Here is a 13,527-nt window from a genome sequence, read left to right as displayed (position 1 = left end):
CCCGACAGGCCCGCAAAAGCCAGAGGCTGCCCGTGCAGAACACCTGTGCAGCCGATGCAAAAACGCGCGGGATCAGGGGGCGAAATAGCGCTCTGCCGGCAGGTATCCGGCCAGACGACCCGCCGCGCACCACTCTGCCTCCAGCCCGTGATCGCCGATCAGCAGCACGGTATCAGAGGGCGTCTTGCCCAGCAGCTCGCGCAGGCGGTGGCGGGCCTCGGCAAAGGTGGCCAGATGGTGCGGGGCGCGGTGAGTTTGGGTCAGCATCGGGGCGGCCTGCGCCAGCGCTGTGGCTGGCAAGGGCGGCAGGGCAAGGCCGATCAGACCGGCAGACTGAATGGCGGCCAGTTTTGCCGCGCGGTCGGCGGGCAGCGCCTGCCCCGTGCGCAGGATGCGCAAGGCGTTGGAGGAAAACAGAAACGCCACCAGATCATGGCCGGTGCTGGCGCGGATCCCGGCATAAGTCTTGTACTCCAGCCCCAATTCGGCAGCGCGGCGCACCCGCAGGCGCACCACCTCCAGCGGCAGGACCGGCACCAGCCGGGCGCGCGCCGCGCGCCAGCAATGGGTGCGCCACGAAAGCCCGGTCAGTTCCGGCCCGCCGTTGTGGCCGATGCCTGCTGTCATTCCCATTCCCGCAGCCGCGCCACGTAGCGCGCCATGGTGTCCACCTCCAGATTGACGCGGTCACCCACCGCCACATCGCCCCAGGTGGTGGCCTTTTGCGTATGCGGAATGAAGTTGATGCCGAAATCGGTGCCATCCACCTCGTTCACCGTCAGCGAGGTGCCGTTCAGCGCCACCGAGCCCTTGGGCGCGATGAAGCGCGCAAGGTCACGCGGCGCGCGGAAGGTGACGCGCAGGCTGTCGCCTTGCGGTGTCACGGCCACCACTTCAGCCACGCCATCGACATGGCCCGACACGATATGGCCGCCCAGCTCGTCGCCGACCTTCAGCGCGCGTTCCAGATTGACCCGCGCGCCGGGTTTCCAGCGCGCAAGGTTGGTCTTGCTGACGGTTTCCGCCGAAATCTGCACATCGTACCAATTCCGCGGGCTGGTGCCGGTGGCGATCACCGTCAGGCAGACCCCGTCTGACGAGATCGACGCCCCGATGTCGATGCCGCTGACATCATAGCGGGTGCCGATCCGGGCGCGCAGGTCGCCCTGCTGCTCTGTCTCCAGCACCTCACCAATATCGCTGACGATCCCTGTGAACATGGCGGTTCTCCTTTGCGAATATGCCTAGCCTGCGACAAAACTCTGCGCAAGACCGGACAGATTTTGCCTAAAATTCGCCGTGCTTTGACCTTAGGGGCTCGCTAAAGAGTAACCAGCCGGGGCGATGCTGCTGCCGGAAACACTGACGGACAAGATGCGCACGACCGGGCAAGACCGCCGATTTCTGTTTCTGCAAGGGCCACACGGGCCCTTTTTCCAGCGTCTGGGCAAGATGCTGGGCGCGGCGGGGGCACAGGTCTGGCGGGTCGGGTTCAACCGGGGCGACCGCGCCTTCTGGCCGTCGGGTGCCACATTCATCCCGTTCCGCGACCCGGTAGAGCATTGGCCAGAGCGGATTGCCACCCTGCTGCGCGATCTGGCGATCACCGATCTGGTGCTTTATGGCGACACCCGCCCGATCCACGCGCAGGCGGTTCTGGCCGCACAAGCGGCGGGCGTCATGGTGCATGTGTTTGAAGAGGGCTATCTGCGCCCGCATTGGGTGACCTACGAACGCGGCGGTGTGAATGGGCACTCAAAGCTGATGCAGATGTCAGTGGCCGACATGCAGGCCGCCCTGGCCAAAGCGGAAATGGACCAGCCCGAGGCCCCAGCCCGCTGGGGCGACATGCGCCAGCATATTTTCTGGGGCGCGCTCTATCACTGGTTTGTGCTGACCGGGTTCTGGGATTTCCGCAATTTCCGGCCGCATCGCAAGCAAACGGTGTGGCAGGAATTTCTGCTGTATTGCCAACGGCTGATCTTGCTGCCGTTTCACCGCTGGGAACGGATGATCGCGCAATTCCGCATCAAACATGGCGGCTTTCCCTATCATCTGGTGCTTTTGCAGCTGGAACATGATGCCAGCTTTCAGATGCATTCGCCGTTCAAGACCATGTCCGAGTTTCTGGCGGTGGTGATGGAGGGGTTTGCCAAAGGGGCTGCCTCGCATCACCATCTGGTGTTCAAGGCCCATCCGCTGGAAGACGGGCGCGCGCCGCTGAAGGCCGAAATCCGCCGGCTGGCGCAGGTGCACGGGGTAACGGGGCGGGTGCATTTCGTGCGCGGCGGCAAGCTGGCGCAACTTTTGAACCACGCGAGATCGGCGGTGACGGTCAATTCCACCGCAGGGCAACAGGTGCTGTGGCGTGGCATGCCGCTGAAAACCTTTGGCGCGGCGGTCTATGCCAAGCCCGAATTTGTATCGCATCAACCCATCGCCCGGTTTTTCGCCCGCCCCAACCGCCCCGATGCCCGCGCCTACCGCGATTACCGGCACTACCTGCTGGAAACCAGCCAGATCACCGGCGGTTTTTACTCTGCGCGCGGGCGGCGCGAAGTGCTGCGGCAGGTGGTCGATATGATGCTTTCGGCCGAAGATCCCTATGATGCACTGGTTTCGGGAAGCGCGGCACCACGGCAACAGTTGCGGCTGGTGAACTGAGCGCAAAACCCAAGGCTGGCGTTTTCTCAATTCATTCTGTAGCCTTGCAGGCAAAACTTGAGGCAAATCCAGCTAAAGGAGCCCGGGCAGTGAAAGTGCTTACATCAAAGGGGGCGAAAGCCCTCTGCCTTGTTGCCCTCATGGCAACCACGGCGGCCTGCGGCCTGCCGCGATCAGGGCCGAACAAGGCCGAGATTTTCAAAGGGTCGGTGCTGAAAGAAGGGGACGCCTTTATTGTCACCGTCAACCAGCGCGTGACCCGCGCGACCGCCGTCATCCCCGCGTTCGGGTTTTCGTCCGGCTTCCTCAATGCGGGTGTGGTGGGGTCAGATACGATCAATTCCGGCGACACGCTGGGCCTGACCATCTTTGAAAACGTCCGCGACGACCCGCTTCTGGGCAACACCGGCCAGCGCGTTTCTGCCCTCGAAGAGGTGCAGGTCGATGGTCAGGGCTACATCTTTGTGCCCTATGCCGGCCGGATCAAGGCCGCCGGGCAGACCCCCGAGGGCCTGCGCAGCGCGATCACCCGCAAGCTGGATACCCAGACGCCAGACCCGCAAGTCACCGTGTCGCGGCTGGCGGGCGATGGGTCTGCCGTGTCGGTACAAGGCTCGGTCGGGGCCAATGGCGTCTATACCATCGAACGGCCAACCCGCAATCTGTCGGCGATGATTGCCCGCGCCGGTGGGGTCTCGATTGAACCCGAGGTTGCGGTGATCCGCGTTACCCGTGGAAATCACACCGGAAAAGTCTGGCTTCAGGATCTGTATTCCAACCCGTCGCTCGACATTGCCCTGCGCCCGGGCGACAAGATCGTGGTCGAACGCGACACCCGCGCCTTTGTGGCGCTTGGCGCGACCGGGGCCCAGAACCGGGTGCCGTTCGCCACGCAGACCCTGTCGGCGATTGAGGCGATTGCGATTGTGGGCGGGCTGAACACCAACCTGGCCGATCCGACCGGGGTGTTCGTGTTCCGCAACGAACCGGCAGAAATTGCGAATGCGGTCCTGGGCCGCAAGGATCTGCGCGGCGATCAGCGGATGGTGTACGTGCTGGATCTGACCCAACCCACCGGCATGTTCGAGGCGCGCGATTTCGTGGTGCGCGATCAGGATACGGTTTATGTCACCGAAGCGCCGTTCGTGCAGTGGCAGAAAACGCTGTCGGCGATCACCGGCACGGCGGGTGCGGCCAATTCGCTGTCCGACGTGGGCACAGGCGGCTGAGGCCGGATTGGCACCGCAACCCGATGACAGACCAAAAGCCGCCGGGGACGTTCCCCGGCGGCTTTATCATTACAACGCGGGCTTTCTGCGCGACCGGCGGCTGCGTCGCATTCTGCACCTGAGCGGCCACGATCTGGCGCTGGGTCTGCCAGGGCCACAGGATGGCGTGGTGGTCTGGGGCCGCAGCCCCTATGCCCACCGCGGTGAGGCTGTCGCGGCCCGGCGCGGGGTGCCGCTGATCCGGCTGGAAGATGCGTTTTTGCGCGGCGTCCGGCCGGGGCGGTTGGGCGGTGGCACGCTGGGGCTGATGATTGACCCGCTGGGCGTGCATTTCGACAGCGCAGGTCCGTCGCGGCTGGAGCAGACCCTCGCCACCGATCATCTGGACGATTCGAACCTTCTGACCCGGGCGCGGGACGGAATCGCGCGGCTTCGGGCACTGGATCTGTCAAAATACAACATGCACGACCCTGCGCTGCCGCTGCCGGAACCGGGCTATGTGCTGGTGGTCGATCAGACACGCGGCGATGCCTCGATCCGGCACTCCGGCGCAAGCGCGCAAAGCTTTGCGCAAATGCTGGGTGCGGCGATGGACGCACATCCGCAGGCGCGGATTGTGCTCAAGGTGCATCCCGAAACGGCACTTGGCCTGCGGGGCGGCCACTATTCGGTGGCAGATGTGTCCGACCGGGTGACGCTGCTGGCCGACGCGGTCTCGCCCCATGCGCTGCTGGAGGGGGCAATTGCCGTCTACACCGTCTCGTCGCAACTGGGGTTCGAGGCTATTCTGGCCGGGCATCGCCCGCATGTCTTTGGCCAGCCGTTTTACGCCGGCTGGGGCCTGACCCATGACGCTGGCCCCCTGCCCCGGCGCGGCCGCAAGCTGACAAAGGTGCAACTCTTTGCCGCCGCCATGATCCTGGCGCCGGTCTGGTACGACCCCTGCCGCGACCGGCTGTGCAGCTTTGATGAGGCGGTGGATCAGCTGGAAGCCGAGGTACGCGCCTTTCGCGGAGACCGGGCGGGGCATGTCGCGGTCGGCATGCGGCTGTGGAAACGCGGACGGTTGCAGGCGGTGTTCGGGCAGGAAAAACCCTTGATCTTCCGCGATGTGCCGGGGGACGTGAAAGGCCGGGGCATTCTGGTCTGGGCCGGGAAAGAGACCGAAGGGTTGGCACAGCAAGGTGCAAAGCTGCGCCGGGTCGAGGATGGGTTTTTACGCTCGCGCGGTCTCGGGGCCGATCTGGTGCCACCGTTGTCGCTGGTGACCGATGATCTGGGGATCTACTACGACCCCAGCCGCGAAAGCCGGTTGGAGCGGCTGATCCTGACCCCGCCGCCGCCCGGCGGGCTGGACCGCGCGGCCCGGCTTCGGGCGCGGTTGGTGGCGCTGGGGCTGACGAAATACAATCTGCCCGGCGCGCGGCCCGATCTGCCGCCGGGGCACCGCGTTCTGGTGCCGGGACAGGTAGAGGATGACGCGTCCATCCTGAAGGGTGGCGGCACCGTGCGCAGCAACCTTGCGCTGTTGCAGGCGGCGCGGGCGGCGCATCCGGCTGCGGTGCTGGTCTACAAACCGCACCCCGATGTCGAGGCGGGGCTGCGGCCCGGTGCCATTTCTGCTGGCGATCTGAACGGTTTGGCCGATGTCGTTGCCACCCGCGCCGACCCGGTGGTGCTGATTGACGCCTGTGATGAGATCTGGACAATGACCAGCCTGCTCGGCTTCGAGGCGCTGCTCCGGGGCAAGCCGGTGACCTGTCTGGGCGCGCCGTTTTATGCGGGCTGGGGGCTGACGCACGATCTGGGGCCGGTGCCTGCGCGCCGGTTGCGCGCGGCGGATGGCGGGCTGTTGCCGCGCCCCACGCTGGATCAGCTGGTGCATGCGGCGCTGATCGCCTATCCGCGCTATTACGATCCCATCAGCCGCCGCCCCTGCCCGCCCGAGGTGGCGCTGGACCGGCTGGCGGCGGGCGATCTGCCGCATCCGGGGCTGGCCAACCGGCTGCTGGCCAAGCTGCAAGGGCGGTTTGCCACCCATGCGCAGCTATGGCGGCGGTAGGCTGCATCAGTAGATATAGCGGATCTGATCGGTCCAGAACCGCTCCAGCCGTTTGAGGGAATGGTTCACCTCTTCCATCCCGGCGGCGTCGATCACGGCTTTTTTCATCAGCACGTCGGCATGGCGGGCAAACAGGTCGTTCAGCACCAGCCGCACCCGCCGCCCCTTTTCCGTCAGCCGCACCCGCACCGAGCGGCGGTCAAGTTCTGAGCGCTGGTGGTGCATATAGCCCAGATCCACCAGCTTTTTCAGGTTATAGCTGACGTTGCTGCCCTGATAATAGCCGCGGCTTTTCAGCTCCCCCGCCGTCACCTCATTCTCGCCGATGTTGAACAACAAAAGCGCCTGCACCGAATTGATCTCAAGGATCGCCAGCCGCTCAAACTCATCCTTGATGACATCGAGCAAAAGGCGGTGCAGCCGTTCGACCAGCGCAAGACTGTCAAGATAGCCAGCCGTCAGAAGCTTGTGCGAGCCGTCCAGAACGGGGGCCTGATGGGTCATGCGTGATCTCCGCCTTCATAGAAACAGGGGCAGAATCAGCACAAACAACAAACATTCCGTAAACTAGCGCCGGTTTTTGCTCAAACCTTACGCAATCTGTCGCGGGCATATCCCGCGATCTCGGCCAGCAGGGTCGCCACCTCGGGTTTTGGCTCGGCCTGACCAAAGATCCAGGCCATCAGATCCTGGTCATTTTCGGCGAGCAGAACCTCATACGCGTCGAGCCGCGCCGCCGTCAGACCATCCAGATGCGCATCGGCCCAGGGGCCAAGCACCAGATCCATTTCCTTGGTCCCGCGCCGCCAGGACCGCATCTTCATGCGTTTGAGCCGCGCTTCAGCCGTTTCAGTCATCGTCATGCTGCATCAACCTCTTCGCGCCGCATCAGATGATGCAGCCGGGTTTCCATCTGCCCCAGATCCTGCGCCAGCGCCAGCATCTGCGCGCGCATGCGCGACAGATCGGCCAGCGCCTCGACTGTGGCCGCATCATGAACGCCGGGCGCAGAGGGCGCGTCAAGCCCGTCGCCCTCGCCGGTCAAGAGCCAGCGGATCGAGACGTTCAGCATGCCCGCCAGCATCTGCAACCGGTTGGAGCGCGGCTCTGACGCATCATCCTCCCAGGCCTGCACCGTGGTCAGGCGCACGCCCAGCCGTTTCGCCAGATCGGGCTGGCTGAGCCCTGCCGCTTCACGCGCGCCGGCCAACCGGTCGCCAAAGGTTGCCACCTCTGCCGAAAACCACGTGGCTGTTGAATCATTTTCCGCCATCTTGCCTCTCCTGTCGGTCGATATCGCTTGATTGGGTCAGGGGCCATCCATAAGAGCAAAAGCCGGAAATGACAAATCAGGAGCCGATCATGCCCTTCTTGTCCGACACGCTGGCGCGCGTGAAACCTTCGCCGACCATCGCTGTCACCACCAAGGCAGCCCAGCTGAAAGCGACAGGCAAGGATGTGATCGGCCTGGGCGCGGGCGAGCCGGATTTTGACACGCCGCAGAACATCAAGGACGCTGCCAAGCGTGCGATTGATGCGGGACGGACGAAATATACCGCCGTTGATGGCATTCCCGAGCTGAAAGCCGCGATCTGCGCCAAGTTCCTGCGCGAAAATGGCCTGACCTATACGCCGGCGCAGATTACGGTGGGCACCGGTGGCAAGCAGACGCTTTATAATGCGCTGATGGCGACCTGTAATCCGGGGGATGAGGTGATCATTCCCGCGCCCTATTGGGTAAGCTACCCCGACATGGTGTTGCTGGCGGGCGGAACCCCGGTGCCGGTGGTGGCAGGCATTGAGACCAATTTCAAGCTGACGCCCGAACAACTGGAAGCGGCGATCACGCCAAAGACCAAGTGGTTCATCTTCAACAGCCCGTCGAACCCGACCGGCGCAGGCTATACCCGCGCCGAGCTGAAAGCGCTGTGCGATGTGCTGCTGCACCATCCGCATGTCTGGATCATGTCGGATGACATGTATGAGCATCTGGTGTTCGGTGACTTCACATTCTGCACCCCCGCCGAAGTGGAACCCGCGCTCTATGACCGCACGCTGACCTGCAACGGGGTGTCGAAATCCTATGCCATGACCGGCTGGCGCATCGGCTATGCGGCGGGTCCGGTGGCGCTGATCAAGGCGATGGGCACGATCCAGTCGCAATCGACCTCCAACCCCTGTTCGGTGTCGCAATACGCAGCCCTGGAGGCGCTGACCGGGCCGCAGGACTTTCTGGCCGAAAACCGCAAGGTGTTTGAGCGCCGCCGCGATCTGGTGGTGTCGATGCTGAACGCGGCCAAGGGGGTCACCTGCCCGAACCCCGAAGGCGCATTTTATGTCTACCCCGACATCTCGGCCTGCATCGGCAAGGTCACCGCAGGCGGCACGCTGATCAGCAATGACGAGGTGTTTGCCACCGCGCTCTTGGAGGAAACCGGGGTCGCCGTGGTGTTCGGTGCGGCCTTTGGCCTATCGCCGAACTTCCGCGTCAGCTACGCTACCGCAGATGAGACTTTGCGCGAGGCGTGCAGCCGGATTCAGACGTTCTGCGCGGCACTGACCTGAAGGACAAGACGATGGCCGACCGCATCACTGCAAATCTGCCCAGCAGAGATTTTGATGCAACTGCCGCGTTTTACACGCAGCTTGGCTTTGCGGTCGGTTTTCGGAATGCGGGATGGATGATCCTGACCCGCGGTGATCTGGTGGTGGAGTTCTTTCCGCACCCGGATGTTGACCCGTTGTCGAGCTGCTTTTCGGCCTGTGTCCGGGTCGATGACCCGGACACTTTGTACCGGGACTGGTCAGCGGTCGGGATTTCCGCAGAGCGCAGCGCCATCCCCCGGCTGACCGGCCTGTTCAAATTGGCGGACGCACCGCGTATGTTCGCTCTGGTAGACCCGGACGGGTCGTTGTTACGTGTGCTGGACAACAAGGATGCCTGATGTCGAGTGATCTGCCAGAGTATTATTTCCGCATCCGTGAAAACGGCGCGGCTGTGTTCAGGGTTGATACGGAAAACCGCCAGCGCCGGATCGAGATGGAAGAGATTGCCATCGCCAATGTCAGGAATGGCAACATCAAGCCGCATGGCGACCGCAAGCTGACGGCAGAAGAAACCGCCGTCATCACCGGTTGGATCGCGCAGCGCAGTGCCATTCTGGCGCAGCGCGATGTCGATGACATTCACCGGGCGGTGGATCACCTCAATCTGGTAACCCAATGGGCGCAGTCCAAGGCGAGCGATCCGCAACTGGAAGAGGTCACCGATACGCTGCTGCTCGCGATGCACGATCTGCGCACGGTTCTGGTGCGCAAAAAGGCCGAGCGGCTGATGAAGACCGAGCCAGAGCCGGAATAGCGGCTCAGGTGCCGCAGAAGGTGACGTAATCGCCAAAGCCGCTGGGGGCTGGCAGGGCAAAGGCCTCGCGCCCCGGTCTGTCGGTATAGGGGTCGGTCACCTGCGCCAGAAGAGCTGTAAACGGGGCCAGATCGCCCTGTTCGGCCGCTTGCAGCGCCGCCTCCACCATATGATTGCGCGGGATCACCAGCGGGTTGACTGCGCGCAGATGGCTGGCAGCGTCAGGGCGCAGCCGGGCGCGCCACAGCGGCAGCCACAGATCGAGCCTGGCGCTGTCGGCAAACAGCGCGCGCAGCGGGGTGGTGTCGCCGGCCTCTGCCTCGGCCAGACGGCGGAAGGCGAGGGTCCAGTCAGCGCCCTGCCCCTCCATCGCAGCCAGAAACCCCTTGGCCAGATCGGCGTCCCCGTCCTGCGCGCCGTCCAGCGCCAGCTTGTCGCGCATCACCGCCAGCCATTCGTCGTGATAGAGATCGGCCACGCCCGACAGCCGGTCATTAAGCACCTGAACCGCCGCATCGGCGTCGCCCAGCAGCGGCAGCAGGCTTTCGGCCAGCTTGGCCAGATTCCACGCCAGAATATGCGGCTGGTTGGCATAGGCATAGCGGCCCTGATGGTCGATGGACGAAAACACCGTGCCTGGCGCATAGGCCTCCATAAAGGCGCAGGGGCCGTAGTCGATGGTTTCACCCGACAGCGCCACATTGTCGGTGTTCAGCACACCATGGACAAAGCCAAGCCCCATCCACGCCGCCGCCAGCCGCGCCTGCCGCGCGGTCACCCGGTCAAAGAACGCAAAGTACCGCCCGTCCTGCCCCACAAGGTCCGGGTCGTGCCGCGCGATGGCATAATCGACCACCCGCGCCAGCGTGTCATGATCGCCGCGCGCCGCCCAGAACTGCAGGCTGCCAACCCGCAGGTGGCTGGCCGCCACGCGGGTCACCACTGCACCGGGCAGGCGGCCCGCCTCGCGGCGCACATCCTCACCCGTCAGGGCCACGGCAAGGCTGCGGGTGGTCGGCACGCCAAGCGCCGCCATCGCCTCGGAAATCAGGTATTCGCGCAGCATCGGGCCAAGCGCGGCCTTGCCATCGCCGCCGCGTGAAAACGGCGTGCGGCCAGAGCCTTTGAGCTGAATATCCCAGCGTTTGCCATCCGGCGCGAAATGCTCGCCGATCAGATGCGCCCGGCCATCACCCAGTTGCGGCGAGAAGCCGCCGAACTGATGCCCGGCATAGGCCAGCGCCATCGGCGCGGCCCCCTCGGGCACAGCGCCGCCGGCAAACCAGCCGGGGTTTTGCGCCAGCACCGCAGACTCCAGCCCCAACGCAGCCGCCAGCCGGTGATTGAGCACCAGCAGCTGCGGCGCAGGGGCGGAATCAGGGGCCTGCTCCACATATGTCCCCGGCAGGTCACGATGCCAGCTGTTGTCGAACCGGAACCCGCCGGTCAAAGCGGAAGGGGGCTGCGATGCTTGGGTCATTTATCCTCGGCGGTTTGCCTGACACGGGTTTGCCTGACAGGGCTTTGCCTGACGATGGCGTTCCCCTGATCATATGGGAACCACGCGGGGCATCGCAACCCGGCGACGGGCACGATCAGGGCAGAACCTCGATCACCGTCAGTTGCCAGATCGAGCGGGAGTGGCTGACCTCGTTCTTGTATGCCTCGGGTTTCAGGTCATAGGGATAGACCATCCACAGCGGCCCCTTGTCGCGCGGAGACAGATCAGTGCCATCCATGTGAAACGCCAGCAGCGGCCCGCCGTCCACCGCTTCGGTCATCGGAATTTCAACGGCATACTCATTCAGGGCAATCAGACGCAGGGTGCTGCCCTCGGCCCCAAGATGCCGCATGAGTCGTGACAGCTCGACCCCCTGAAATTCGCTGGTGCCTTCGGTCCAGATCGTGCCGGTGTGCATCGTCGTGACGCCGATCTCTTCGATCATCGTGCGGTCCAGTGCCGCAGCACCATCGCCATTGGTGTGGGCAATCTCACCCCGTACCGTCAGAATGACATCGCCGGTCGGGGCAGGCAGCGGCCCGGTCTCAGCCATCGTGGCCGTGGCCAAACCCCATGCCAGGCAGGGGCCAAGGGCCATTCCACGCCAGCTTTTCCAATTCAGACAGTTCATTCCCACACTCCCGTTTCCACGGACCAAGGATAACCGATCGCTGCACGATGATCTTCTATCCATCCGAATAGGACCGGGCCATCCGCATAGGACCGGGCCATCCGCATAGGACAGGACGGATCTGCAAAAGCATCACAAGACTGAGAGAAAGTGGTCGGGGCGGAGGGATTCGAACTCTCGACCTACGGTACCCAAAACCGTCGCGCTACCAGGCTGCGCTACGCCCCGACTGAAAGGGGTCTTAGCGAATGCCGCTGCGGATGAAAAGGGCTATTCAGCACAAGACCATGAAGGATTTGCAATTGCCGGGTGCCGCATCTCTGCTCCGGGTACAATGCCCAGCCGTGCGGCCAACCCGCCGTTGATTTCCAGCACCAGTTTGACCCCTGCCCCACCGTCAATCGGGGTGGTGTCCTGCGGCTTGGCATTGGCATGCACCTTTGTCACCCGCCCCGTGGTGTCGGCAAAGATCATGTCCAGCGGGATCAGGGTGTTCTTCATCCAAAAGCTGGCGCGGCGCGGGCTTTCATAGACAAACAGCATCCCCGCCGAGCGTGGCAGGGTTTCGCGGAACATCAGCCCCCGGCTGCGGGTGGCATCGGTATCGGCAACCTCGACCGCAAAGCGCGCCTGCCCGCCGGGCCAGCGCAGCTCGACCTGATCGTCGCGGCATCCGGCCAAGGCGGCTCCCGCCGTCAGGACCAGAGCCGCAAAAGACCCGATTACCGCTCGCCGCGTGCTGCCGCTTCCCATGATGCCACCTGAACTGCCATGCGCCCGCGCTTGCCGTCGATGATCCGCAGGCAAACCGCTTCGCCCGCTTGTAGATCGGCAAAGCCAGAGACGCGCAACACTTCGACGTGAATGAACACATCGTCATTGCTGCCAAAGACATTGGCAAAGCCAAAGCCCTTTGCCTTGTCGAACCATTTGACACGTGCAGGTGCCAGCGGCAGAGCCGCAACCTCTTCGGCTGTCATCAGAGTGCCTTCATCGGCCAGGGTCACAATCGCCCCCGCCGGTGCCTGCACAGACACGACTTCTACCGCCTGCACGCCACGCGGGCTTTGCTGCACGCGTACCGTGATGGTCGCCCCGTCAGCCACAGAGTTCTGGCCATAATTCCGCAGCACGTTTGCATGCAACAGAATATCGCTTTCCGCCTCATCAGAGACGATGAAACCGAACCCTTTGGCAGGATCAAACCACTTCACATGACCATGCACAATACGCATGGCCTTTTCTTCCTCAGTCATAGCAGAGCCGTTCCCCAGATTGACCCCAAGCGCCGAAATGACGCTATTCCAGGATGGGATTCAAGAACATTTCCAAATGATGAATACACCCTGGCGTTACCAAGGGCAACAATCAGGGGTTGAGTCGCTGGATTCCCCACGAGTCCAGCGTTGTCTCACGTGTCCAACGAAAACGGTCATGAAGCCTGAAAGCCCCATCCGCCCAAAACTCTATCTCAACCGGCTGCAGACGGAAACCTCCCCAAAAGGATGGACGCGGCGGATGTGTCCCTTTGGTCACGGTCAGCTTTGCAACCTCGGCCATCAGATGCTCGCGGCTTGACAGGGGTTGCGACTGCTGACTCGCCCAGGCCCCCAGCCGGGATTTGAGGCTCCGACTGGCATAGTACTCATCCGCCTTTGGCCCCTCTTCGCGCTCGGTGACACCGCGCACCCGGATCTGACGGCGCAGCGATTTCCAGTGCATGACAAAAGCGGCCTTGCCCGAAGCCTCGATCTCAACCGCCTTTTTTGACTGGTAATTGGTGTAGAACACAAAGGCATCCGCCTCGATTTCCTTGAGCAGCACCATGCGCACATTGGGCAGGCCTGCCGGGTCCACCGTGGCCAGCGCTATGGCATTGGGATCGTTCGGCTCGCTGGCCTCAGCCTCGGCCAGCCAGGCCCTTGCGATGGCAAACGGGTCGTCGCCCGCGAAAATTCCGCTCCGGTCCATGACCTTCGTCCTTCATTCTGTGCGAAACGCCCCGCAGCCTCTGGCTTGAACGGGAACTGCCTTTCGCCTACACGTCAATCTCAATGCGAAAAATGTGCGAGGGGCAAG

16 protein-coding genes and 1 tRNA gene are annotated in these 13,527 nt (G+C 63.5%); 6 read left to right on the top strand and 11 right to left on the bottom strand.

Annotated features, from left to right (window positions below; all coding sequences use genetic code 11):
- Nucleotides 1-72: 72 nt before the first annotated feature.
- Nucleotides 73-627, bottom strand: a complete 555-nt coding sequence (locus J2X53_RS08330) for a hypothetical protein (protein WP_349037029.1) — start codon at nt 625-627, stop codon at nt 73-75.
- On the bottom strand, nt 624-1,220 hold the full coding sequence (locus J2X53_RS08325) for a riboflavin synthase (protein WP_349037028.1): 597 nt from the start codon (nt 1,218-1,220) through the stop codon (nt 624-626). Before J2X53_RS08325 ends, J2X53_RS08330 begins: the two co-directional genes overlap by 4 nt.
- 124 nt (nt 1,221-1,344) lie before the next feature.
- Between J2X53_RS08325 and J2X53_RS08320 the strand changes: the two genes are divergently transcribed.
- From J2X53_RS08320 to J2X53_RS08310, 3 genes are all read left to right on the top strand, one after another.
- Nucleotides 1,345-2,664, top strand: a complete 1,320-nt coding sequence (locus J2X53_RS08320) for a capsular biosynthesis protein (protein ID WP_349037027.1) — start codon at nt 1,345-1,347, stop codon at nt 2,662-2,664.
- A gap of 89 nt (nt 2,665-2,753) precedes the next feature.
- A complete protein-coding gene (locus J2X53_RS08315; RefSeq protein WP_349037026.1) occupies nt 2,754-3,893 on the top strand; it encodes a polysaccharide biosynthesis/export family protein in 1,140 nt (379 codons plus the stop codon).
- Nucleotides 3,894-3,900: 7 nt separating this feature from the next.
- Nucleotides 3,901-5,955 (top strand): capsular polysaccharide biosynthesis protein, encoded by a 2,055-nt coding sequence (locus tag J2X53_RS08310; protein WP_349037025.1) that lies wholly within the window; start codon nt 3,901-3,903, stop codon nt 5,953-5,955.
- 6 nt (nt 5,956-5,961) lie between these two features.
- Here J2X53_RS08310 and J2X53_RS08305 read toward each other — a convergent pair whose 3' ends face one another.
- The 3 genes from J2X53_RS08305 to J2X53_RS08295 form a co-directional block, all read right to left on the bottom strand.
- On the bottom strand, nt 5,962-6,459 hold the full coding sequence (locus J2X53_RS08305; protein WP_349037024.1) for a winged helix DNA-binding protein: 498 nt from the start codon (nt 6,457-6,459) through the stop codon (nt 5,962-5,964).
- Between the two features lie 80 nt (nt 6,460-6,539).
- On the bottom strand, nt 6,540-6,812 hold the full coding sequence (locus tag J2X53_RS08300; RefSeq protein WP_349037369.1) for a succinate dehydrogenase assembly factor 2: 273 nt from the start codon (nt 6,810-6,812) through the stop codon (nt 6,540-6,542).
- A 2-nt stretch (nt 6,813-6,814) separates the two neighbouring features.
- The gene (locus tag J2X53_RS08295; RefSeq protein WP_349037023.1) at nt 6,815-7,228 is read right to left on the bottom strand and encodes a helix-turn-helix domain-containing protein; all 414 of its coding nucleotides are present in this window, start codon (nt 7,226-7,228) and stop codon (nt 6,815-6,817) included.
- Nucleotides 7,229-7,317: 89 nt separating this feature from the next.
- Between J2X53_RS08295 and J2X53_RS08290 the strand changes: the two genes are divergently transcribed.
- Genes J2X53_RS08290 through J2X53_RS08280 form a run of 3 tightly spaced genes read left to right on the top strand, consistent with a single transcriptional unit; the run spans nt 7,318 to nt 9,316 of the window.
- Nucleotides 7,318-8,520 carry a pyridoxal phosphate-dependent aminotransferase gene (locus J2X53_RS08290; RefSeq protein WP_349037022.1) on the top strand — a complete coding sequence of 401 codons (1,203 nt, stop codon included), beginning with the start codon at nt 7,318-7,320 and terminating at the stop codon, nt 8,518-8,520.
- An 11-nt stretch (nt 8,521-8,531) separates the two neighbouring features.
- Nucleotides 8,532-8,900, top strand: a complete 369-nt coding sequence (locus J2X53_RS08285; protein WP_349037021.1) for a bleomycin resistance protein — start codon at nt 8,532-8,534, stop codon at nt 8,898-8,900.
- Nucleotides 8,900-9,316 (top strand): hypothetical protein, encoded by a 417-nt coding sequence (locus J2X53_RS08280; RefSeq protein ID WP_349037020.1) that lies wholly within the window; start codon nt 8,900-8,902, stop codon nt 9,314-9,316. The genes J2X53_RS08285 and J2X53_RS08280 overlap by 1 nt, the downstream gene beginning before the upstream one ends.
- A 4-nt stretch (nt 9,317-9,320) precedes the next feature.
- On the opposite strand, the gene J2X53_RS08275 is transcribed toward J2X53_RS08280, so the two are convergent.
- From J2X53_RS08275 to pdxH, 6 genes are all read right to left on the bottom strand, one after another.
- Entirely contained in the window at nt 9,321-10,796 is a 1,476-nt protein-coding gene (locus J2X53_RS08275; protein WP_349037019.1) for a protein adenylyltransferase SelO, read from the bottom strand.
- Between the two features lie 115 nt (nt 10,797-10,911).
- Nucleotides 10,912-11,448, bottom strand: coding sequence for a molybdopterin-dependent oxidoreductase (locus J2X53_RS08270; protein ID WP_349037018.1), 537 nt, complete (start codon nt 11,446-11,448; stop codon nt 10,912-10,914).
- A gap of 151 nt (nt 11,449-11,599) precedes the next feature.
- Nucleotides 11,600-11,676, bottom strand: a tRNA-Pro gene (locus tag J2X53_RS08265).
- 42 nt (nt 11,677-11,718) lie between these two features.
- Nucleotides 11,719-12,201: a DUF192 domain-containing protein gene (locus J2X53_RS08260; RefSeq protein WP_349037017.1), complete on the bottom strand. Its 483-nt coding sequence runs from the start codon at nt 12,199-12,201 to the stop codon at nt 11,719-11,721.
- Nucleotides 12,171-12,704 carry a cold shock domain-containing protein gene (locus tag J2X53_RS08255; protein ID WP_349037016.1) on the bottom strand — a complete coding sequence of 178 codons (534 nt, stop codon included), beginning with the start codon at nt 12,702-12,704 and terminating at the stop codon, nt 12,171-12,173. The genes J2X53_RS08260 and J2X53_RS08255 overlap by 31 nt, the downstream gene beginning before the upstream one ends.
- Nucleotides 12,705-12,816: 112 nt before the next feature.
- A complete protein-coding gene (gene pdxH, locus J2X53_RS08250; protein WP_349037015.1) occupies nt 12,817-13,419 on the bottom strand; it encodes a pyridoxamine 5'-phosphate oxidase in 603 nt (200 codons plus the stop codon).
- Between the last annotated feature and the right edge of the window lie 108 nt (nt 13,420-13,527).

Source organism: Pseudotabrizicola sp. 4114, assembly GCF_031457365.1.
GTDB lineage: Bacteria > Pseudomonadota > Alphaproteobacteria > Rhodobacterales > Rhodobacteraceae > Pseudotabrizicola.
This window is presented reverse-complemented; position numbering and strand designations above follow the sequence as displayed.